Annotated in this window: 12 protein-coding genes; 10 read left to right on the top strand and 2 right to left on the bottom strand. The window is 33.8% G+C overall.

The genetic code is table 11. From position 1 onward, the window contains the following. Positions 1 to 2 precede the first annotated feature (2 nt). Entirely contained in the window at positions 3 to 2,024 is a 2,022-nt protein-coding gene (locus tag FGF67_RS05560) for a DUF2264 domain-containing protein (RefSeq protein ID WP_139695536.1), read from the top strand. Positions 2,025 to 2,042: 18 nt separating this feature from the next. On the opposite strand, the gene FGF67_RS05555 is transcribed toward FGF67_RS05560, so the two are convergent. After that, positions 2,043 to 2,939: an AraC family transcriptional regulator gene (locus tag FGF67_RS05555; protein ID WP_139695534.1), complete on the bottom strand. Its 897-nt coding sequence runs from the start codon at positions 2,937 to 2,939 to the stop codon at positions 2,043 to 2,045. Between the two features lie 944 nt (positions 2,940 to 3,883). On the opposite strand from FGF67_RS05555, the gene FGF67_RS05550 reads away from it, so the two are divergent. The 6 genes from FGF67_RS05550 (at position 3,884) to FGF67_RS17215 (ending at position 17,520) form a co-directional block, all read left to right on the top strand. Further along, positions 3,884 to 7,000 carry a T9SS type A sorting domain-containing protein gene (locus tag FGF67_RS05550; RefSeq protein ID WP_139695532.1) on the top strand — a complete coding sequence of 1,039 codons (3,117 nt, stop codon included), beginning with the start codon at positions 3,884 to 3,886 and terminating at the stop codon, positions 6,998 to 7,000. Between the two features lie 401 nt (positions 7,001 to 7,401). Continuing rightward, positions 7,402 to 10,698, top strand: coding sequence for a DUF5107 domain-containing protein (locus tag FGF67_RS05545; protein ID WP_139695530.1), 3,297 nt, complete (start codon positions 7,402 to 7,404; stop codon positions 10,696 to 10,698). A gap of 11 nt (positions 10,699 to 10,709) precedes the next feature. Further along, positions 10,710 to 12,098, top strand: coding sequence for a sugar porter family MFS transporter (locus FGF67_RS05540; RefSeq protein ID WP_139695528.1), 1,389 nt, complete (start codon positions 10,710 to 10,712; stop codon positions 12,096 to 12,098). Positions 12,099 to 12,621: 523 nt separating this feature from the next. After that, the gene (locus tag FGF67_RS05535; RefSeq protein ID WP_139695526.1) at positions 12,622 to 14,070 is read left to right on the top strand and encodes a sulfatase; all 1,449 of its coding nucleotides are present in this window, start codon (positions 12,622 to 12,624) and stop codon (positions 14,068 to 14,070) included. A 322-nt stretch (positions 14,071 to 14,392) separates the two neighbouring features. Then, a complete protein-coding gene (locus FGF67_RS05530) occupies positions 14,393 to 17,068 on the top strand; it encodes a glycoside hydrolase family 2 protein (RefSeq protein WP_139695524.1) in 2,676 nt (891 codons plus the stop codon). 281 nt (positions 17,069 to 17,349) lie between these two features. Continuing rightward, on the top strand, positions 17,350 to 17,520 hold the full coding sequence (locus FGF67_RS17215) for a hypothetical protein (protein ID WP_158293178.1): 171 nt from the start codon (positions 17,350 to 17,352) through the stop codon (positions 17,518 to 17,520). 79 nt (positions 17,521 to 17,599) lie between these two features. On the opposite strand, the gene FGF67_RS05525 is transcribed toward FGF67_RS17215, so the two are convergent. Next, the gene (locus tag FGF67_RS05525; protein WP_139695522.1) at positions 17,600 to 18,631 is read right to left on the bottom strand and encodes a LacI family DNA-binding transcriptional regulator; all 1,032 of its coding nucleotides are present in this window, start codon (positions 18,629 to 18,631) and stop codon (positions 17,600 to 17,602) included. Positions 18,632 to 18,794: 163 nt separating this feature from the next. Here FGF67_RS05525 and FGF67_RS05520 point away from each other — a divergent pair, with 163 nt between their 5' ends. The 3 genes from FGF67_RS05520 to FGF67_RS05510 all read left to right on the top strand — a co-directional run bounded on the left by FGF67_RS05520 (position 18,795) and on the right by FGF67_RS05510 (position 24,933). After that, positions 18,795 to 19,841, top strand: a complete 1,047-nt coding sequence (locus FGF67_RS05520; RefSeq protein ID WP_139695520.1) for a sugar kinase — start codon at positions 18,795 to 18,797, stop codon at positions 19,839 to 19,841. 88 nt (positions 19,842 to 19,929) lie between these two features. Next, complete coding sequence (locus FGF67_RS05515; protein ID WP_139695518.1) at positions 19,930 to 20,595, top strand: bifunctional 4-hydroxy-2-oxoglutarate aldolase/2-dehydro-3-deoxy-phosphogluconate aldolase; 666 nt, start codon at positions 19,930 to 19,932, stop codon at positions 20,593 to 20,595. A 267-nt stretch (positions 20,596 to 20,862) separates the two neighbouring features. Next, on the top strand, positions 20,863 to 24,933 hold the full coding sequence (locus FGF67_RS05510) for a hybrid sensor histidine kinase/response regulator transcription factor (protein WP_139695516.1): 4,071 nt from the start codon (positions 20,863 to 20,865) through the stop codon (positions 24,931 to 24,933). Positions 24,934 to 25,072 lie beyond the last annotated feature (139 nt).

Raw genomic sequence — 25,072 nt, 5'->3', positions numbered from 1 at the left:
TCATGAAAAGAAGACATTTTGTTAAAAATTCGCTATTGGCCATAGGAGCTACAGGGCTAGTGCCTTATGAAAGTTTGTTTGCACAAATTCAGAATGGAAATTTTAGGTTTAAAGAATTAACTTCCCAATCAATTTCAGAGTTTTGGTTTTTACTATTGCAATATTATCAGAGAAATTTATCGTCATCTAAAGCTTGGTTTACTGGTGAAGGTCCTCAAAAAAACTGGGGAGGGCAAGAAGATCCAGAAGGACCATTAAGAATGATGTTTGCTTTTGGGGGTTGGTTGTCAAATCCTGAAAGAAAATCTAAAGTTCGATATAACGGTGTTGAGATCGATATTCAAGACCTCTTTTTAGAAGCCGTAATTAATGGTACAGATCCGGGGTTAAAACAAGGTTGGAACCTTGAGGATAAATCAGCATGGATTTACCCCGTTGATGCTCCTAATGTTGGTTGGGCCTTGTGGTTGGCCAAAGATAGATTTAATTCTAAATTAAGTTTGCAACAGAAGAAACAAATTGAATCGTGGCTTAACGGGGTTAATTATAAAAAGCGGTACAACAATTGGGCACTTTTTGATGCTGTAAGATTAACAGCGTTAAAGGCAATGGATATGTCTTATGATGCGTCATTGCTTGAAGAAAGATTGGTTTTTAATGAAACCTTGTATAGAAGCGAAGGCTGGTATTCAGACCAAAACAACGAAAACGTTTTTGATGATTATAATAATTGGGTGTTTCATTCGCACCTGATGTATATTATGCTCATGGAAGGAGAGAACAGTAGACCCGAGTTTGCGGAATGGAAAAAGCGAACAAAAACATTTTTGACCAAGCAGGTTTATTTCTATGGTGCAGATGGCAGTTATCCTCATTATGGTAGAAGTCAATTGTATAAGTTTGCCCGTTTAGTATCTTTTATATTGGGTTATAAACTAGGATTGGTTTCAATACCTACGGGGCAACTCAGACGTTTAATTAGGCTTCATTTTAATTATTATTTAGGTAATGGTGGGGTTAATCCGGAAACAGGAAAAGTTGAACAAAAAATATCTGGAAATGCAAGTCACGCCTCTAGAGAATTTTATAGCGCCCCTGGCTCTGTCTATTGGTGTACAATGTCAATTGGTGCCTTGTTTTTATTAGAAGATGATGACCCTTTATTTGCGGTTAAAGAATCTCCATTGCCCATAGAAATTAATAGTTATGATATTATAGAACAAGTGCCAAATTGGGTGGTTCATGGTAAAAAGAAAACAGGGCATACCATTTTATATAGAACAGGACCTCATAAAAAAAATATACAGAAATTAAGTGAAGATCTTGAATTAAACTACGCAAGTAAGTATAGAAGATTTGCGTATCATAGTCATTTAGGGTATTGTACAGGTAGGAGTTGTGATAATATGCTTTACCTAAAAAATGGTAATGAAACTGGTTCAGAAATTTATCTTCCAATCCACATTACATCAGACGTCTTTAAGGTTAATGGGGTGCCAATTTTAAGAGGTGTTTATAAATATACAATTGAGAATGCAACGGTCATTATAAGTACCATTATTATAGTTAAAAGTGAAATACATTTAAGGTTTCATAAAGTGCTTTCTGGTTCAAATAATGAAAATATTTATATTGATGAAGGTGGGTACGCTTTAGGGAGAACAGAGTTTGATCGTATCAATACGCAATCAAAAAATGATTATGCCTGTATTTCAAATAAAAATGGTATGAGCTTCATTAAAAGCATTAAGGGATATGATCAAATTAAGGTCTCGGACTTTGGGTATGAAGGAAAACAAAAATCACATACCTTATTTCCGTATGGAGCATTACCTTACGTGACCGTAAGTAAACCTGTTAAAGATAATGATGTTTATGGACTTATGGTTAAAGGGTCTGCTAAACATTTTTCACAAAAAAAAGCTACTAAAATCATTAGAGATTTAAGTGTCAATAATTCTAAAATTTCTATTACCCTCAACGATGAAAATGTTATTGAAACTTTATTCTTAGAAGCTCATTAGAATCAATAGCCTCAATTTTTAGTGATTTTCAGTTACACCTTTCTTTCGGAAAGAAGTAGGAGAAACGCCCATAACTTTTTTGAATACCCGCGTAAAATAATATGTGTCTTCATAGCCAACAGACGCAGCAATTTCATAAACCTTTAATGAACTGTAGTCAAGTAAATAACAAGCTCGTTGCATTTTAAGAAAGATAAAATGTTCTATGGGTGTATGTAGCGTTCTTTTTTTAAACAGCAAACAAAAATGAGAAACAGATAACTCGGAATATGAAGCAATAGTTTCTACGTCAAGTTTCTTGTTCAGGTTATCTCTCATATATTTTATGGCTTTAGATATAGGATCTTTGCCTTTAACTAGTTTAGATTTTCTAAAAAGAGAAAAATACTTTAATGACCCCAAGAGAGCGGTAAGTAATACGTTGCTATATTCAATATTGTTTGTAAAATGTCCTTCTTCTAGTGTGTAGAAAATGTCTTCAAATAATTTAACCCTATCACTCATTTTAGAGTTCTCGAGAGTATATAGCTCTCTTGGGTAATTATTTGGATTAACAAAGTGATCTGCATGATTACCATTAAAATGTAACCAGTAAATAGACCACGGATTCAAGTCATTGGCTCCATATTTATGTGGTTCTAACTTTGGAATAATAAAGTATTGATTATTCTTTAAATGGTACTTTTTACCTTTAATTTCAATCCAACCAGATCCATCAATGCAAAATATAAGAATATATTCTAAACAACCTTCCTTTCGTTCGCGATAATGAAATTGCGCTTTAGGAAAATAGCCAATGTCTGTAACATATAAATGCTTAGCAATAGCGTTTTTTTTAATTTTTTTTATTGCTTTTTTATGTAAGACTAGCATCTTTTGCCCCTTAAATGTGTCCTTTTTGTAATGTCGACTCATAGTAACATAAGAATATAATGCATTAAATTATTAAAAATCATCTAAGCTATAATTTAGTAAATCTATTTGATTATAAATTCTAAATGTGTTCAAAATAATGCTGTAAGTTATTTATTGTTTTTAATTATATACAAATGCAGTTGCATTAAATCTAATATGTCTTGGAGGACTTTTATTGAAAGCATTGTATTTATGTTACTTGGTATAAGGCAACAAAGAGGTCAATAAATAGGTTTTCGGAAAAAGAAAATCAACCTCAACTGACCAATATATTATAGATGTTAGTGAAATTAAATGAACTTAAAGGTCTCTGTCTTTTTAAAGATAGTTTTAAAACCCATATATCGAGTATAAAAAAGTATTTCTTTAAAAATTAAAAAATTTTTTATGGTTTAGAGAAATAAAATCTTGCTTTATGCATTAACCGCTAATTATAGAGCTTCGTAAATATATAATATGCATTTGTGATTTAAAGAAAAATTTTATGCTATTTTAAAATGGAGCGTATTTGCATAGTAACCTAGGGAGAGGGCATATCATAACAGGGAAGCTTTAATTGTGTAAAGCATACGTAATATCTTATTGTATAAATCTTTTTGTTAAACTATGCTTGACCAATCTAGGGTTAATAAAAAAATAAGATTAGAAAGAAACAAAATATGAATACAATACAAATGGGTAAACCCATATTCTGAATATCACTGAGATCTACTTTTTTACAAGGGGGAAGGATAAAAAGTTTGTTTGAGGAACAAATTGACTATCTACATAGAGAAATATGTCTACTTGAAAAGTGTGATTTGTATTTAACTTTGAAAGGATAGCTTTGGTCATGCTTTATCAATAGGGTGAGTTAATATAACCATGCTCAGGTTTTGTTGGTAGAGTTTTAGTGAATCTAATTAAATGTATAGGCTAAGGTAATATGATGATGTCATTACAAAATGATTAAATTAATAATGTCTGGCTCTGTGCATCAAGAAGCCATAACTAAACTAAAAATACTAATGCGTAAAAAGAAATACTCATATACAATTTTAATTTTATATTTTATATTATCAAGTTATGCTAGTGCTCAAGTAACAGAAATTTTTGTTTCTGAAGCAGGTAGTGATAGTAATACAGGGAGCGTAGATAGTCCTCTAGCCACAATAATTGGCGCGCGAGATAGAGCCAGGATTACAGGTGCTAAAAGAATATGGATTCGAGGAGGAAGATATAACTATGATGCCACTTGTAACCTTGATAGTCAAGATAGTGGTCTAAAAATTAGCGGCTATAATGATGAATTGGTGATTTTTGATGGAAGCAAGTTTATAGACCCAGAGGGGTTTACCGATGTTGTAGATCCAGTTTTACTTGGTAAACTGCATGCTAGCGCAGCGAGTCCAGGACGTATAAAGTCTACTGTAGTTACTGATAACCAGATTATAGCATTATTAACAAAATCAACTGCTCAAATTTCAATAAATGATAAAATGAAAACCTTAGCTAGGTTTCCAAATCTTGGATATGCTACCTTTAATAATAATACAATCAATACAAGCGGTGAGGTAACATGGAATGCTTCGAAAACACATTTGGGAGATTATTCCAATCCCAAAGGGGGAGCGTTTAGATTGTTAGAAACGTCACCAGACTTTTCTAAATGGAGTGCAGAAGCTGCGAGAACAGAAAGAGTAGGAGTTCGAGGGTATTTTACAGCTGTTTGGTTAAAAGAAACTAACAGGGTTTTTTCGGTAGCATCTGGTAGTGGGGAGATTAAATTAGTAGATGGTTCTAGGTATGGGCTTGCTAGTGGAGGTGCCAATAGTAAGATAAGGCGTGTTTTTATTTATAATATGCTATGTGAATTAGATGAGCCTGGGGAATGGTATTTTGATACTGATGATAACAGGTTATATGTTTGGTTTGATGAAATTTTAGATGCATCTACTAAGATAGGCGTTTGGGCAGGACCTCAACTTTTTCAAATTAATAATGCCAACGACATTACAATAGAGAAAATAACCATTCAAAATGTAGGAAGTGGTAATAATGGTGATGGTGCAATAAACGTGGAGGGTGCAAGTGATAATATTAGAGTGGCTGGAGTACGTTTTAGGTTTATTGCTGAACCAATCACTGCCTTAAATTTTTGGCATGATGTCTCTAATAGTAAGGTTTTAAGCTGTGATTTTTATGATATTCCAAATGCAACAAGGTTGTATGGTGGTGGCAATAAGCCAACTAAATCTAGTCCCCCAGGAAATAATAGTATTGAAAATTGTCACTTTACTCAAGTTTTTTCAAAGGACTTTTACGGTAAAGCATGTGGTGTAAACGGTAAGGGTAATAAGTTTATAAATAATTTAGTGCATAATATGAATGGGCAGCCCATAACCCATAGCGGTTTCAATCATACTTTTGAAAGAAATGAAATTTTCAATGTAGGTATTGAAGAAGGGGATGGTGGGGCTATTTATACAGGTAATGCTGTTTGGACTTATGGAAATACTTTAAAGCATAATTTTGTGCATCATCTTATGAGTGTGCCTTCTTTATTGGGTAGAGCTGCGTTTTTTTCTGATGACGTGGATGGCGGAGAAACAATAGAAGAAAATGTATTTTACAAAGCAGGATGGGAAACTATTAAAACAAATAAAGGAGCTGGTCATGATGTACTTAGAAATGTTGTTTTGGAGTCTTATACAGGCATAAGAAGTGGAACTTCAATCTCAACCTATAACACAGCTATGGATTATTTAACAACTAATCCGGTGTCAAATGATAAGAGTAATTATATAGGACGTATGTTGAAGGACATAGGCTTGTCAAATTGGCAAACTAACCTAACCGTCGATAATTGGAATACGAAAATAGATCCCGATTGGTTTAATTTATACCCTCGATTCCAAAATGTTATGAATGCTTATATTACTAATAAGAAGTTTAGTGACTACAGGTGTTATTACACAGGAAACATGTTTTTTGGTAGCAAAAATGTTGATATTCAAAAAGGCGATGCGGCTAGTGTTTCAGGAAGCCAATCCATTACATTAAGTCTTTTTGAGGACCCGAACAGTTTAAGTTTTAAGTTTAAGGAGCCACGACCAGCTTATGCTCCTAGTATTCCGTTTCAAAATATAGGACTTTATCTAGATGATTATCGATGTGCTGTGCCTAATAAGAATATTTATAGGCGTAATATTAAGTTGCGTTTTGATGGTCAAGATGCTCATAACCCTAGTGCTAGTTATAATTATAATACCATTAATGATCGATTATATTATAATACCGGAGTAATGGTTTATGCAACGATTCCATGTGCTAATATATTACCTGAAATTTCTGAAGCTATTGAATATTTATTTGATTTAGGTACACCGTCATCTGTTGTGTTTACTGACTATACAAGAGTTTCAGATATTACCACTGGAATTAATTTTGGATGGGTAGATTCAACCGGACTGGAGTCTTTAGACAGAGGTGCAGAGCCTGGTGTTAACGCATTAAATAGAGACTTTGTGACTTCTGCCGATGCGAAAGTGTTTGAAGCAAGGGTGGTAGATGGTAATTGGAAGGTTGTAATCACCTTGGGCGACAAGGAGATTGCACGTGATAATATGCAAATAAAGGCCGAAGGTGTTGTTCAGAAAACGGGTATAAATAGAGATGCTAAACAGTTTTTGAATGAAGTTTTTGATGTGGATGTTATAGATGGAAAATTAACACTTGAGTTTTCAGATGAAGGAGGCACTGATCCGAATTGGGTAGTGACAAGAATAAAAGCTACAAGAAATGGCGATGCACTAATGATACCTGAAAATCAAGGAGACTTAAATCTAGTTCAGATTTATCCCAATCCAGCAGAGACATCACTATATATCAATTTAGAAGGGGTGTTCAGAAATGATAAAGTTGATATTGATATTATTGATAATTTGGGAAGAATAATATTATCCCGAAAAAGTATGGATTATGATAGGAGTATTGATGTGAGTAATTTTTCTCGTGGTATTTATTATATCAAGTTAAAATTGGAGAATCAAACAACAATAAAAAGATTTATTAAGCAATAACGTGACACCGTTAGATGTGTTTCTTTGTTATGGAGCGTTCTTTTAAGTTAGTAAAGAAAAGCTTTTTTGGTCTTAGCAGAATTTATACAAGGTTTCTTGGCTGGCTATTGACTATTATTAGCGTTTGGTTTGAGTGTGTTCTGTTCAATCTATTTGTTTTTATAAAACTATATTCATGGAGAAATAAGAATATAATCCATTAAATCCATAATATCATCTATTTTTTGAAGTTGTAAATGTATGTAATTTTACAACAATTCTATTTCATTTTAATTTTGAGTTGCAGATGGTGAGTCTTAATCAAGGTGTAATGTCTTTAGAGGTTTAGTTTTATTTCTTGCATGGTAGTTTAGTTTGAAATAAAGATATCTAAGTAAAATAATCATTTATTAGTAATAAAAATGGAAGTAAAAGTTTGGTCTGAAAAAGTAGTAATACCAACATATGAAGTTGGTTCGCCTGAAAAGAATCCAATTTTTTTAGAAAAAAGAATTTATCAAGGAAGTAGTGGTAAGGTATATCCTTATCCTGTTGTGGAAAAAATAAGCGATGAAAAAATAGATAAAGAATGGATTGCTTGTTATCTAGAAAACGACTACATAAAGATTATGATATTGCCAGAGCTTGGAGGAAGAGTTCAAATGGCTTTTGATAAAATAAAAAACAGGCATTTTGTCTATCATAATGAGGTTATAAAACCCGCTTTGGTTGGTTTAACAGGACCGTGGATTTCAGGAGGTATTGAGTTTAATTGGCCACAACACCATAGACCTAGTACTTATAGTCCAGTAGATTTTTCTATCGAGGAACACGAAGATGGTAGTAAGACCGTTTGGTGTAGTGAAATAGAACGTATGTCTAGAACAAAGGGTATGGCAGGTTTTAGATTATATCCAAACAAAGCTTATTTGGAAATTAACGCAAAATTGTACAATAGAACTTCCCAGCCACAAAGTTTTTTATGGTGGGCAAATCCGGCTGTTGCGGTAAATGATGACTATCAATCTGTGTTTCCCCCTGATGTAAATGCCGTTTTCGATCATGGAAAAAGAGACGTGTCAGAGTTTCCAATTGCTAAAGGTGAGTACTATAAGTTTGATTATTCTCCAGGTACTGATATTTCGCGCTACAAAAACATTCCCGTTCCAACGTCATACATGGCCATAAAATCTAATTACAACTTTGTTGGTGGTTATGAACACGATTCAAGAGGCGGCTTGCTTCATGTAGCAAATCATCATGTGTCCCCTGGGAAAAAACAATGGACATGGGGTAGTGGCGATTTTGGTAAAGCCTGGGATAGAAACCTCACAGATGAGAATGGTCCGTATATTGAATTGATGTGCGGTGTCTATACAGACAATCAACCTGATTTTTCTTGGCTAATGCCGTATGAGGAAAAAACATTTACTCAGTATTTTATGCCTTACCAAGATTTAGGTGTCATAAAAAATGCCTCCAAAGATGCTATGGTTAACTTGGAATTTTTAGGGGAATTGATGGCATTTAAAGTATATAGTACAGGTGTTTTTAAGAATGCGACTGTTAAAATTACTTACAAAGGAAAGGTTTTATTTGAAGAGGTTACCAATTTAAAACCAGCAAGCGTATATAGTAATGAGATTAGATTTGATAAGAATTTAGATAAAAACGGTTATCAAATATCTGTCCGCTCAGAATCTGGGATTACCTTAATTGATTGGAAGGTTGAAACCCAAAATGAGGCTGAAATTCCTGAGGCGGCAAAACCAGCTAAAGATCCAAAAGCGATTGAGACTAATGAGGAGCTATATTTAAACGGTTTGCATTTAGAGCAGTATAGGCATGCAACATATAGTCCAATACCTTATTATAAAGAAGCATTACGCAGAGACCCAGAAGATATTAGATGTAATAATGCTCTGGGATTGTGGTTATTAAGAAATGGTCAATTTGAAGCTTCTAAAAGCTATTTTCAAAAAGCATATGAACGACAGATTTTAAGAAACCCTAACCCTTATGATGGAGAACCTCTATTTAATTTAGGATTGTCATTAAAGTACCAAGGAAAGCTAGAAGAAGCTTATGATGCATTTTACAAATCTGTTTGGAATTCGGCCTATATGGATTCGGGGTATTTTCAAATAGCCTTACTCGATACGAAAAAAGGAGATTATACTTCAGCATTAGATACTGTTGATAGATCCTTAGTGCGGAATTGGCATAATCATAAAGCTAGACATTTAAAAGTCGCCATACTTAGAAACCTGAGTAGAACAAGTGAAGCATTAGCTTTAATAAACGATTCCATAACATTAGATAAGTTTAATTTCGGGATGTATTTTGAATCGTACCTTTTAGGAAATGTAGAAGCAATTGATCCATTAAAAAGTTTAATGCGCATTGATATTCATAATTATATTGAAATTGCATTAGACTATGCTGATGCTGGCCTTTACAGCGAGGCCATCGAGTTACTTGATCTCGGTATCGGTCAACAAGACGTAATATATCCAATGGCGTTATATTACAAATCATGGTTTCTAAATCTGTCTGGTAATATTGAAGAGGCAGTAAAAACCATTGAAGCGGCTGAAAAGTGTGATCCTAGCTATTGCTTTCCCAATAGATTAGAAGCAGTTCTGGCGTTAAATAATGTAATTAAATTAAATCCAAAAGTATCCAAAGCACCTTATTATTTGGGTAACCTGTGGTACAATTTTAGGCAGTATGATGAGGCCATAACTTCTTGGGAGTTATCAGTTACAAATTTTGCTGGTTTTCCAACGGTTCAAAGAAATTTGGCTTTAGCTTATTACAATAAGTTAAAGGATGCAAATAGAGCATTTGAATTTATGGAAAGAGCATTTAATTTAGACCAATCTGATGCTAGAGTTTTTATGGAATTAGATCAATTGTATAAATTGCTTGGCAAAGCTACAGATTTTAGAATAGACATGTATCAAGCCCATAGTGAATTAGTTTACCAAAGAGACGATTTATACATTGAATATGTATATCTACATATTTTGACAAAAGATTATCTAAAAGCCTATAATTTGTTAAAAAATAGAATTTTTCATCCATGGGAAGGAGGCGAAGGCAAAGTTACTACAGCTTATGTTAATAGTTTACTAGGACTTGCGCAGGAGGCCTATAATAAAGAGGATTACAAAACTTCAATTAAATATTTGCAAGAATCTAAAGTGTTTCCACATAATCTTGGAGAAGGCAAACTAACAGGAGCTCAAGAAAATGAAATTGATTATTATTTAGGCTGTGCCTACGAAAAATTAGGTGAGACTGAACAATCAAATTTCTATTGGACTTTGGCTTCTGAAGGTTTAAGTGATCCTGCAATTGCTTGGTTTTATAACGATCAACAACCAGATACAATCTATTACCAAGGGTTGGCATTATTAAAATTGAATAATCCTGAGGCAGCTCATTCTAGATTTGATAAATTAATTAACTTCGGAAAAACACATCTAAATGATGACATAAGAGTCGATTATTTTGCGGTGTCTTTACCAGATTTAATGGTTTGGGAAGAGGACTTGAATAAAAAGAATAAGGTGCATTGTAATTACATGATGGCATTGGGGAGCAAAGGGAAACAAGATTTTGATAGTGCGACCAAATATTTTAGTGCTGTTAAGCAATTAGAAGAGCACCATCTTGGTGTTGCGAAAAACGAAATTCTAGAAAATCAAGACTAAAAATTTAATTTATGGCTAACACAGCATTCAATTATAAATACATAACGGCTATATCTTTAGTGTCAGCCTTAGGAGGGCTTCTATTTGGGTATGATTGGGTTGTTATTGGAGGGGCTAAGCCTTTTTATGAACAGTTTTTTCAAATAGCAAACAATTCTTCGATGCAGGGCTGGGCAATGAGTAGTGCCTTATTAGGCTGTGTTTTAGGTGCTGTTCTTTCTGGTTTTATTTCTGATTTACTGGGTAGAAAAAAATCACTCATTATAGCATCGGTTCTATTTACCATTTCAGCCTTAGGGACGGGTTTAGCGGATAACTTTAGTTTTTTTATTATCTATAGAGTTATAGGTGGTATTGGTATTGGGTTGGCTTCAACTATATCTCCCATGTATATTGCCGAGGTTGCTCCAGCTAAATTTAGAGGAAGATTTGTATCTATAAATCAGCTTTCTATTGTTATTGGTATTTTGGCGGCTCAAATTGTAAACTGGTTAATAGCAGAGCCCATTCCTGAATCTGTTTTACCTGAAGAATTGCTGCACTCATGGAATGGACAAACCGGTTGGAGGATTATGTTTTTAGCCGAATTGGTTCCTGCCATTTTATTTTTTGTTTTGATGTTTTTAATACCTATGAGCCCGAGGTTTTTAATTAAGTTTAATAAGGAAGAAAAGGCACTAGCGGTTTTAAAAAAGATTGGCGGTAATAATTATGCTTTTGAAGAACTAAATAGTATCAAATCCACATTTCAAAACTCAGGTGCTGAAAAGCCTTCGTTATCTGATTTTAAAAGTTCTAAGGTTAAGCGAATACTAATTATAGGTCTGGTACTTGCTGTTTTTCAACAATGGTGTGGTATTAATATTATTTTTAATTATGCACAAGAAATTTTTACGGCGGCCGGTTATAGTGTTGGTGATATGTTGTTTAATATTGTAATTACGGGAAGTGTAAACTTAATATTCACTTTAGTTGCTATGAAAACTGTAGATAGTTGGGGACGTAGAAAACTAATGCTTTTGGGGTCTTTAGGACTTGCTATTGTTTATTTAGTTTTAGGGACTACATATTATTTTGAATTTAAAGGACTACCAGTACTTATTTTAGTGATTACGGCAATTGGTATATACTCTATGTCTTTGGCTCCAATTACATGGGTGGTTCTGTCTGAGATTTTTCCTAATAAAATAAGAGGAATTGCTATGTCCTTAGCAACATTTGCCTTATGGATAGCTTGTTTTATGTTAACTTTTACATTTCCTCTTTTAAATGAAGCTTTAGGTGCTTATGGAACTTTCTATATATATAGTGGTATATGTGTTTTAGGGTTTCTGTTTATTTTGAAAAAATTACCAGAAACAAAAGGGAAGACTTTAGAAGAAATAGAAAATGAAATCTAAATAATATTGTATTTTCAATAATAGATATGAAATTTTTTTTGCTGTGACTATTATTTAAATTACGAGAGTAAGACCTAGTTTCGATGAGGTTTTTGGTTGAAGAATAATATGAGAACAGGAAAGATATAAATAATAAACAAGGAAATTAAACATTAGTTTTTAAGGTCTTTAAGTCAAATTAAGGTTGATAGAATCGTGTAAAATATAAGACCAGATTACGGTTCAAGGATGTGTTTTTTTTGAAACTTCAATACTATTATTTTTAGCCTCTCTTTTTAGTAAATTTGGATAAAATTGATTCGCTACAGGATAAATTTTGTCTAATCTTAATAGTTAATACCTTCTAACTTTGTAAAACAATTAATGAATATCTATAATGAAGAAAAAGGATTTGGCTCATTTAGAAGAAGTCTCCTTTGCTAATTATGAATTATTTAATTTTAATAAAAGAGAGAGTTTATGGGTAGTAAATCCATAAAATTTAGAACGGTAACATATTTGTTTAATGATTAAAACACATATAATGAAAAAGCTTTTGTTTTTTTTCATAATGATAACTTTATGTAGTTGTCAATTCCCTATCAATGCTCAAGAAAAACCTAACATCATTGTATTATTTGCTGATGATGCAGGTTATGGTGATTTCGGATTTCAAGGTAGCACTGTAATGAAAACACCTAATTTAGATAAGCTTGCTGCTTCGGGAATTAAATTTACTCAAGGTTATGTTACCGATGCTACCTGTGGCCCTTCAAGAGCAGGGTTGATAACAGGTAAATACCAACAGCGATTTGGTTATGGAGAGATAAATGTTCCTGGTTATATGAGTCCTAGTTCTAAATTCTTAGGGGATGATATGGGCTTGCCTTTAGATCAAAAAACAATAGCAGATTATTTAAAAACCTTGGGGTATACCAATGCAGCTTATGGCAAATGGCACTTAGGTGACGCTGATAGGTTTCATCCTTTAAAAAGAGGTTTTGATGAGTTTTATGGTTTTAGGGGAGGAGCCAGAAGTTATTTCGGTTATGAGAATTTGGAAAAGGTTCATAAGGACAATAAAATGGAGCGTAATTTTGAAAACTATGAAGAGCCAGATGGATACGCAACAGATGTTTTTGCTGATGAAGCTGTTGCTTTTATTGAGCGTAATAAAAATAATCCTTTTTTCATTTATTTAGCCTTTAATGCGGTTCATACGCCTATGGAGGCTACTGAAGAAGATTTGGCCAAGTTTCCTAATTTAAAAGGTAAACGAAAGGAAGTTGCCGCCATGACCTTGGCTTTAGATAGAGCTTGTGGTAGAGTAATGGCTAAGCTTGAAGAGTTAGGTCTAGACGAGAATACAATTGTTGTGTTTTCAAATGATAATGGCGGACCTACAGATAAAAATGCGTCATTAAATTTGCCTTTAAGTGGAACAAAATCTAATCACTTAGAGGGCGGAATTAGAGTGCCTTATCTTATAAAATGGCCTAAAAAGTTAGATCCAGGAACTGTTTATAACTATCCTGTAAGTACCTTAGATTGGTTGCCTACTTTTTATGCTGCTGCTGGAGGAAATATGTCAGAACTTGAAGATATTGATGGCGTTGATTTGGTTCCTTATGTTAATGGGGAAAAGGAAGGCAGACCTCATGAAGATATGTTTTGGAAAAAGGAAGCACGAGCCGTTTATAGACACAATGATTGGAAATTAATTCGTTTTGCTGATAGACCGGCTGAACTTTACGATTTAACAAAAGATAGTACGGAACAGAAAGATTTAGCGTCACAAGAACCCGAAAGGCTAAGAGCCATGTTCAAAAAACTTTTTGCGTGGGAATTAACTTTAGAACGTCCACTCTGGATGCTTCAACAGCAATTTGAAAAATACGATACCGACAGAATGGATCGCTTTAGAACACCTATACTTGTTAAGAAAGAAATGCAGCAGTATCAAAATATTGAAAATGATAATTTAAAAGATTAAGTTTTTTTGGTCAATGTTTAATAGGTTATATTGTTTTACTAAGCTATATCCCGTCGGTTAGGTTGAGAGTTTTTCTAGTAGTTATCTGAATTCAAATTCAGTAAGAAAAATTTAAATATGGTTACAACTGAAAAGGAGTATTAATAAAACAGAGGGTTATTCTAAAGGTATTGGCAACACGGTAAACAGAGGGTATTAATATGTCTGATATTTATGGAGATAATAACAACATTTCTGTCAAATAATTTATAAAGGAAATAACCGCCCCCCTTTTTTTTCATTACTCTATTGATTAATTTCATCAATAAGTATATTCTAATCAATGTTAACCGAAAACGATTTAAAGAGATTATCTTCTATGGCACATGAGAAAACACTTTTTTGTTTCTATATTTTACTTATAACTTTTAATATAAGCTTTACTCAAAACCCGCAGTTTTCCACGGCAGGTTTTTATCCAGTAGAAGGTAGCAACCGCAAAGTTTATAATTTCAATCCTGGATGGCGATTTTACAAAGGAGATATAGAAAATGCCTATTCAATAGGTTTTGATGATTCCAATTGGTTGGCTGCCAATTTACCACACGGGCTAGAGATATTGCCCGAAAACGCTAGTGGAGGCAGAAATTATCAAGGCATTGCGTGGTATCGCAAAGAGTTCCAAGTAAAAAAGGATGATCTTCAAGACAAGATGTATATCTATTTTGAAGCTGTCATGGGTGTGGCCAAAGTTTGGGTTAACGGTCAACAAGTTGCAGAACATTATGGAGGTTATCTGCCTTTTGTAGTAGATATTTCGGAAATAGTGACCACAGGTAAAAATGTCATAGCTGTCATGGCTGATAATAGTGATAGTAAGCTCTATCCACCAGGAAAAAATCAATCGGGACTTGACTTTAGCTATTTTGGAGGTATTTATAGAGATGTTTATTTCATTAAAACAAATCCTACTCATGTAACTTTTAAAGAACTTAGCCATACAGAAGCTGGAGGTGGTGTTTTTGTTGGGGTTTTAGATATTAAAGACAACAGTGCTAAAATAGAGGTGCGAACCGAAATTGTAAACGCATCCAAAAGGTCACAAGATATTATTGTAAAAACCATTCTTGAAAATCAGGAGCAAAAGAAACTAAAAACCATAACCCAAAAAATAAAGTTAAAACCCAATGAAACCAAGCAGTTAGTAGAAGAACTTGTTGCAAAAAATGTGCGACTCTGGCATCCAGAAGATCCCTATTTACATTTTATAAAAACAGAGATCATTGTTGATGGAAAGCAAGTAGATCAGTTACGCACCCGTTTTGGCATTCGGCTTTATGAGATGAAAGGAGCTGAAGGCTTATTTATAAATAAAAAGCCCATAGGGAAAAAGCTTATTGGTGTAAATAGACATCAAGATTATATGTATGTGGGTAATGCGTTGCCAAATTCAGCACATTACAGAGATGTAAAATTGTTAAGGGAGGGTGGAAGCCACATCGTTCGCGTAGGACACTATCCTCAAGATGATGCGTTTTATGATGCGTGTGATGAGCTAGGAATGATTACCACAACGGCCAATCCTGGTTGGCATTTCTTTAATTTCAAGGAACAAATTTTTGAAGAGCGCCTCTACGAAGATTCCCGAAACCTGGTGAGAAAGGATAGAAACAGACCCTCCATTTTGCTTTGGGAAACAGCACTCAATGAAACCCCTTCACAGCCAGGCCATGTCATGAATAATATGCATAAGGCAGCCCATGCGGAATATCCATTCCCAGGCATGTATACGGTAACTGATTATGAAGAAGCTAAAAAAGGAGGCTTGGATGTGTATTATCACGGTTATGATACAAACATAAACTCATTCAACAGGGAGTTTGGTGATGGTAATGAAGTAGATGACTGGTATTCCCAAAATTCCATAGTAAGGGTTAAGCGTGAATGGGGTGAGAAGGCTATGTTAGATCAATCTTTAAGGCAAGCCGAGCGATTGGCAGAACGTTACCTAACAGGTAAAGTTAGAATTGGTGCCGCCATGTGGGCGGGTATTGACCACCAAAGAGGCTACCATCCCGATCCCTTTTGGGGAGGTCATTTGAATGTGGCACGCTTACCACGTTATACCTATTACCTGTACCAAAGTCAAAATGATCCTAACTATAAAATAAAAGGGACAGATAAGGTTACCACGGGACCAATGATATACATAACAAATGAATTAACACAATTATCACCTTCAGATGTGGTCATTTTTAGCAATTGTGATGAAGTTCAATTAACATGGTTAGGTAAGGACTATGGTATGCAAAAGCCTAGTAGAGATGATAAATACAAAGGATTACCACATCCACCATTTATTTTTAAAAACGTTTTTAGTTTGATGCAAGTCACAACCAGAGGCCCTCAAGGTAAAAAAGAGCTTCCCAAAATGATTGTAAAAGGTTTTATAGAAGGAAAGGAGATAACTGAAGAAGTGAAGGTGTACGCCCAACGTTCAGAAAAGTTGAAATTGTGTATTGATGCTGAGGGCTTGGATTTAGTCGCTAATGGTTCTGATTTTATTCCTGTTAGAGCAACTATTGTAGATAAAAATGGAACAAAAAAAGTATTGGCAGAAGATTATGTGTATTTTGAAGTTGAAGGACCAGCAGAAGTTATTGGAGGAATAAGTAATATGGCGAACCCAGCAAAATCATCCTTTGGAATTGCTACAGCGTTAATCAAAACTACTCTGAAATCAGGTTCCATTAAAGTAAGGGCTTATGTTGATGGCCTAGAGTCTGACGAAATTACTTTGGAGTCCAAGCCTACAAATTTGCCTTTATACTATTATGAGGAGTATATGAACAACTCTAAGAAACAAAACCTCGACATTGTAGTAATTGAACAAAAACAAGAGGAAAATTTACCAACAGACGTCAAAGAATTGCAAGAAGAATTAAAAAAGCTAAAATTAGAATTAGTGGGGAAAACACAGGCTTTAATGGAACTGAGGAATAACCCGAAAGGGGAATAAAAGACTTAACTCTAATTAGTTTAGTGCCGTTAATAAAAGGAGACTCTTTGGCTAATAGAGCTTTATTTTAGCAATATCCACATTATGGAAATCAAGGTGGAGAACCTTCTAGTATTATTAGAAAGGGAAATTGGAAGCTTATTCATTATTACGAAGATGGTCGTGATGAATTATATAACCTATCTACCGATCCGTATGAGCAGCAAGATGTTTTTAAAGACAATATAATTAGGTCAGAAGCTTTAAGACTAGAATTAAATGCTTTTTTAACGGAGACTAATGTGCAAATTCCAACCGTAAACCCAAATTACGATGAGGTTTTGGCTGAAAAACAATATGAAAACAGAAAAACAAACATGCTTCAAAGATTAGAAAAAGAACTTAAACACTTCTTGGATAAAGCGTTTAAACCAAATGAAGATTGGTGGAATAGTAGCCTTACCAAAGATTAATTATTTAAAGTTGTCTTTTTCTGTTAAGGCTTCAAACACTAGTTTTAATACCCATTTGTTTAGACTGTAAATCTTCAAGTTACTGTTCTTTAGAAGTAGAAGACTCTCTTACAATGAGTTCGGCATCCAGAATTATCTTATTTAGAGCCTGTTTTACTGTTTTTTTCTTGGTGTAATTTAAAAATGTTTTTGCCGCTTGCTTACCAATTTCGGTACTATGTTGGTTAATACTTGTTATAGAAGGTGAAAGCATGGCTGTAAAAGGTTCATTGCCAAAACCAACCAAAGCAATATCTTGAGGAACTCTTATATTATTTTCTTTAAGCACCTGAAGCGCTCCGAGAGCTGCGTAATCACTGGCCACATAAACAGCATCGGGTTTGTTCTTTAAACGGAGTAATTGTAGCATTTTATCTCGGCCGTCATCGGTGGTCAGGCTACATTCAATAAGAAGTTCGCTGTCAAGAGGCAAATCGTGTTTTTTTAAGGCATCAATATATCCCTTAATACGGTTATTGAAAATTCTAGTATGTCTATACCCACCAATATGTGCAATGCGTTTACAGCCTTGGTTTACAAGATGTTCTACAATAACATGGCTGCTTTTGTAGTCGTCAATACCTATATAGTCTACATTTAAATCATTTTCTCCTCTATCAAATAGAATTAAAGGAATACCCTTAGATTTTATTTTTTCGTAGTATGATAGGTCAATAGTTTCATTGGCCATAGATGCTATAATACCATCTACTTGGGTAAACAGCAAGGTGTCTATATTATTACATTCTTTTTGGTAAGATTCATTAGACTGGGTAATAATAATATTATAACCTTCTTTGTTTAAAACTTCCTCAATATTTTGAATGACTGAAGAAAAGAAGTTACTGTTAGTACGGGGTACAATAACACCCACTAAATGACTTTTACCTTTTCGTAACGCACTGGCTAGGTGATTGGGCTGATAGTTTAAATTTTTGGCTACCTGCTTAACAGCTTTTTTGGTTTTCTCGCTAATTCTAGGATCATTGTGTAGCGCCTTTGAAACCGCTGCGGGAGATATGTTTAAGACGTTAGCAATATCTTTTATTGTAGTTTTCTTTTTGATATTCAATTTTTTTATATATTTGCTTAAACGTTTAAGCAAATATACTCTTAAAGTTTGTGTAATCAAAACCTTATTGTAAAATAATAAACTAAGTGGGTTTTGATTTATTTACGGTAGAATGGTTAAACGTTTAACCAAAGTTTAAATAAATTAAAATAAGACTATTAAAATGAGTAAAGTAGTAACATTTGGAGAAATCATGTTAAGATTAGCTCCTCAAGGATTTTTAAGATTTTCACAAGCAAATAGTTTTGATGTGATTTACGGGGGCGGTGAGTCTAACGTAGCAGTTTCTTTAGCTAATTATGGTGTTGATGTTGATTTTGTAACACGTTTACCAAAAAATGATATTGGTGAATGTGCCATGATGGAAATGCGTAAACGTGGTGTTGGTGTAGATAAGATTGTTTGGGGTGGAGACCGTTTAGGGATTTATTTCTTAGAAACTGGAGCTGTATCTAGAGGATCTAAAGTAGTTTATGACCGTGCTCATTCTGCAATGTCTGAAATTGAATCTGGAATGATTGATTGGGATGCTGTTTTTGAAGGTGTAGAATGGTTTCACTGGACGGGTATTACGCCTGCTATTTCTCAAGGTTCTGCTGATGTTTGTTTAGAGGCTGTTAAGGTGGCTAGCGCAAAAGGAATTACTATTTCAACCGACTTAAATTATAGAGCTAAATTATGGAAATATTGTGATGCGGCTCATAGAGAAAAGGTAATGACAGAATTGACTTCTTATTGCGATATCGTATTAGGAAATGAAGAAGATGCTGAAATGCATTTTGGTATTAAGCCAGAAGGGATTACAGTACAAACACAAGGGCATGATGTAAAAGCTGAGGCATTCTTGTCTGTATGTCAACAAATGATGGAGAAATTCCCAAGAGCTAAAAAGGTAATTACTACACTAAGAGGTTCTATTTCTGCATCTCACAATACTTGGGCTGGTGTACTATATGATGGTAAGAAAATGTATGAAACACGTCAGTATCAAATTACTGATATTGTTGATAGAGTAGGTGGAGGTGACTCATTTATGGGAGGTTTAATTTACGGATTATTAAAATACCCTGAAGATGATCAAAATGCATTAGATTTTGCTGTAGCTGCTTCTTGTTTAAAACATACTATTAAAGGTGATGCAAACCTAGTATCTGTGGCTGAAGTAGAAAAATTAATGGGAGGTGACGCTTCGGGTCGTGTAGCAAGATAATACATGGATTTCATTATTAACCTGTTGCATACTGTAGCTATGTAACAGGTTAATAGTTTCTATTAACAATAAGAAATATTAAAGAAAAATGGCACAATATTCAAGATTAGAAGTAGCTCAAGCTATGAAAGACACAGGGATGATTCCTTTATTTTTCAATAGTGATATTGAGTTAAGTAAAAAAGTTTTAAAAGCGTGTTACGATGGTGGCGCTAGATTATTAGAGTTTACTGCACGTGGTGATTTCGCTCACGAAGTTTTTGGAGAGTTAACCAAGTATGCTATTAAAGAACTTCCAGGAATGATTATGGGAGTTGGCTCTGTGACCGATGCAGCTGCAGCTTCATTATATATGGCTTTAGGCGCAAACTTTATCGTTACACCCGTATTAAGAGAAGATATTGCTATCGCTTGTAACCGTAAAAAAGTATTATGGTCGCCTGGTTGTGGAAGTTTAACTGAAATCGCTAGAGCTGAAGAGCTTGGATGTGAAATAGTGAAATTATTCCCTGGTGATTTATACGGACCAAAATTCGTAAAAGGTATTAAAGGACCTCAGCCTTGGACAAGCATTATGCCAACAGGAGGTGTTTCTCCAACCGAAGAAAACCTTAAAGGTTGGTTCGATGCAGGAGTAACTTGTGTGGGTATGGGATCTCAATTAATTTCAAAAGAAATTATAGCCAATAAAGATTATGCTAAGCTAGAGCAAGATGTAAAAGCTGCTTTAGATATCATTAAAGCCGTTAGATAGGTATTGAATCATATCAATTAGTTAGTTAAAGAGAGTCGCTTTTAAGTGGCTCTTTTTTTTGTCATAATATTGACTAAAATGAGCAAATTAACCGATTTAATTTATTGTTCGTACAAAAGTATTCTTTTTTTGAACGATTCATTTTTTTATTATTGTTACATTTAATTTATGTATCAATTTAAAAGTAACCAAGCTTAAGGGTGTTTGATTGAGTAGAGGCTTTAATTTTATGCTCACCTATATTTACTTAATGTCAATAAAAAAATAATGCGCCTAATACTAAATATTTTTTTTCTCACTTTTTTTCTGTTCAACGGTTTTTCTCAACATAAAACATATCAATTTACACATTTATCAACAGCCGAGGGTTTATCGCAAAGTTCAGCAATTACCATAGAACAAGATAATTTAGGTCAAATATGGATTGGTACTAGAGATGGCCTTAATAAATATGATGGGAGTAAATTTAAGATTTATAGAAATGATATTGACAACGAGAATTCTATCAGCAACAATGATGTATTATCCATTACCCAAGATAGTCAAGGCTACATTTGGATTGGTACGTATAACGGTTTAAATAAATATAATCCTAAAACAGATAGGTTTACACGCTATTTTCATGAGCAAAACAGCAGCTCCCTAAGTAATAATACCGTATGGGCTATTAAAGAATTGTCTAATGGCGATATTTTAATAGGTACTTCAAATGGGCTCTCTGTATATGATAAAAAAAGTAATCGTTTTTCTTCATACGTTCAAAATGAGTTGTATAGCGGTTTGGCTGGAAACCATATACTTTGTATTAAAGAAACAAGGAAAGGACGGGTTTTTATTGGCACAGCAACGGGTTTATGTGAGGTGGTCAGTCTGGAACCGGCGCATTATCGTTTTAGGTATGTTGAAGAAAGTCAGGCACTTTATATTCAAGATTTAGTTGAGTCACAAGAGGGACATATCTTAATAGCAACAAAGGCAAAAGGCGTGCTAAGTTATGATCCTGTTAATCATAGTGTTGAGTCCTATTTAAAAACAGATAAATTACATGAAGATGAAAATAATGTAAGACGCCTCTTATTTGATAAAAAAAATCAGTTATGGATAGGTACTTATAATGGCATAAGAATTATAGGGAGCAATAATGAGATAACCTACTTGAAGTCAAATATTAGTGACCCCAAAAGTTTAAGTAAAAACTCAATAAAATCTTTGTTTTTAGATAGAAAAGGATCGGTTTGGATTGGTACTTATTATGGGGGGGTAAATATATGGGATGATGCCAATGTGAATTTTTCCAATTTAACCCAGAGTGCAGGTGTACTTGGTTTGAATTATAATGTAGTGAGTTCAATGGCTCATTTCAAAAATCGTATTTTTTTAGGTACAGAAGGAGGAGGTATTAATGTCTATAATAAGACCAATAAATTGTTTTCCTATATAGATCAGAAAAATTCTAAGTTGTTACCCGATAATAATATAAAAGCGGTCAGTGTAATTGAAAAAAATGAGTTATGGATAGGAACCTTTAATAAGGGGATAGCAATTTACAACTTAGAATTAGGAAAGTTGGAAAATCATAAAGTCCCGGTAGCGCTCATAAATGTTTTGAAAGATGTCGGAGTTTATAGCATAAAGCAAGACTCAAAAAGAAATGTTTGGCTGGGTACTTTTGGTAAGGGAATAGTAACCTATAATTTAGATACAAAGAATATTTCGACTATTACAACCTCAAATGATTTTTCACAGTCACTTTCTAGTAATTTGGTGAGAGTTATATGGTGTGATTCTAAGGGCAACATTTGGGCTGGAACCGAACGTGGATTGAACAAAATTGATCAAAACGGTCTTGTTACCTCATATTTTTATGATATGAACAGACAATTCGGTGAAGATATCTTATCGGTTTTTGAAGATAGTATTGGAGATATTTGGGTAGGAACGAAAGCCAGGGGCCTATTTAAACTAGAAGGAACTACCTTTAAGTCTATTGAACTTATTGAAAATAATATTGAAGTTTCAGCGGTTCATAGTATTCTTGAAGATGATTTGGATAATCTTTGGATTAGTACCAATCATGGCATTGTGAGGTTTGGTAAAAATTCAAATAAAATTGACTTTTTTAATCAAAAGGACGGGCTAGTTGGAAATGAATTTAATAATAACGCATCCTTAAAAGTTAATCGTTCTGAGTTTTATTTTGGAGGGCCATCAGGGGTAACATCTTTTAATACAAATCAGTTAACAAAAAACGCGTATGCCCCTCAAGTTATTTTAACAGATTTTGCAGTAAAAAATGAAGTCATTATTCCGCAAGCAGAAAATGATATTTTAAAAGAAGCGCTTCCCTTTACAAAATCGATAAAACTATCTTATGACCAGGGAAATTTTAGTGTTAGCTTTTCAATGCCCAATTTCATAAATTCAAAAAACAATAGATATAAGTATAGATTAAAGGGACTAGAAGATAGTTGGAATTATACTTTGAGTAATGCGGTGTCATATACAATTCAAAATCCGGGGAATTATGTATTCGAGATAACAGGATCTAATGGTGATGGAGTTTGGAACGAATCAGTAACATCGCTTAGTATTGTTGTTAAGCCAGCGCCTTGGCGTAGTTGGTGGGCGTTCTTAATTTACGGATTACTTATTACTACAGCTCTATATATGTTATTAAGTATACTAAAGTCAAAAACCAAGTTGCGTCATCAATTGGAGTTAGAGTACATAGAAGGAGAAAGAACTAAAGAAATAAATAAAACCAAGCTTGAGTTTTTTACAAATATTTCTCACGAATTTAGAACCCCGTTAGCATTAATACTTGGGCCTCTTCAGCAAATTATTGAAGATTATAGAGGAAGTAATAAAATATATAAGAAACTTTTAGTTGTAGAGAATAGTGCCAATCACTTATTGCAGCTCATTAATAGACTTATGGATTTTAGAAAGTTAGAGAATAACCTTTATAAGTTGGAAGCGGCAGAAGGTAATGTTGTGAAGTTCTTACAAGAAATTTATTTGTCCTTTACAGAGTTTGCAAAGGATGGAGGTTATCAGTATAACTTTACAGTTTCTGAAGAAGAATTACTGGTTTATTATGATCGTAATAAATTAGAACGCGTGTTTTATAATCTCATTTCAAATGCCTTTAGATATACGCCAAAAGGAGGAATTATTAACCTCCGCATCTTTAGAAAGGAAAACGAAGTTGTAATTAAAGTTGAAGATACGGGAGTTGGTGTAGCTAAAGAATATCAAGATAAAATATTTGAACGGTTTTTTGAGGTAGCTGTGAATAACAAACCAGATAACGATTATAATAAAGGTACGGGGATTGGTTTGTCTATTGCTAAAAATATTGTAAATCTTCATAAAGGAGAAATTTCTGTTTCAAGTAATACAGATGATAAGGGGTCTGTATTTACAGTTGTTTTACCAATGGGAATTGATCATCTTTCTGAAGAAGAGATTGTTAAAAATTTTAAGTTTAGTGATGATCTTTCTCAATATGTGGAACAATTAGAAAAAAATGACATTGTTTTAGATGATGCCATTAAAGAAGTTCCTGAACCTGAAAATCAAACTATTTTATTGGTAGAAGATAACAAGCCTTTAAGAAAGTTTATGAAGAGTATCTTAAAAAGTACATACAATATTCTCGAAGCAGAAAATGGAAAAGTAGGGATGGGGTTAGCCCAAAAAGAAAGTCCTGACCTTATTATAAGTGATGTGGTTATGCCCGTTATGGCCGGAACAGAATTATGTGCAGCTATAAAAGAAAATATAAAGACCAGCCATATCCCGATAATCTTACTAACATCCAGAACTTCACTTATATACAAACTGGAAGGATTAGAGCGAGGGGCTGATGATTACATAAGCAAACCTTTTAATGTAGTTGAGTTTAAAGCCCGTATTAAGAATTTATTAGAATCAAATGCAAGATTAAAGCGCAAGTTTACGGAGCAAAGTGTTTTACAACCTAATGAAGTTACAGTTACCTCTATAGACGAGCGACTCTATAAAAAAGCGGTTCAAATAGTTGAAGCGAATATAAGCAATGGCCAGTTTGATGTGCCTTTTTTCTGTTCTGAGTTAGGGGTTAGTAGAACGATGCTTTTTACAAAAATAAAAGCATGGTCTGGTTTCACTCCAAATGAATTTGTGCAACATTTTAGAATGCAGCGAGCAGCTCAACTTTTAGAACAAGGTAAAATCAATGTGTCAGAAGTAAGTTATAAGGTCGGATTTAAAAACCCAAAGTACTTCAGTAGATGTTTTCAAAAGAAATTCGGGAAATCTCCAACCCAATATGCGGATAAATTTGGTGCGATGTAGTTGAATTTTTGTTTGTAAGTAGTTGTTTTTTAGTGTTTTGTATTTTTTTACCCCTTTTTATGGACTTTTAAATCTATGTTTTGTTCTAGTTTTAAAATATGAAAAATCAAGAACCAAAAAGACCTTTTATTGAGATTTT

This window comes from Allotamlana fucoidanivorans, assembly GCF_006265225.1.
Taxonomy (GTDB): domain Bacteria; phylum Bacteroidota; class Bacteroidia; order Flavobacteriales; family Flavobacteriaceae; genus Allotamlana; species Allotamlana fucoidanivorans.
The sequence above is the reverse complement of the archived record's forward strand: the minus strand, read 5'-3'. Positions and strand labels throughout refer to the sequence as shown.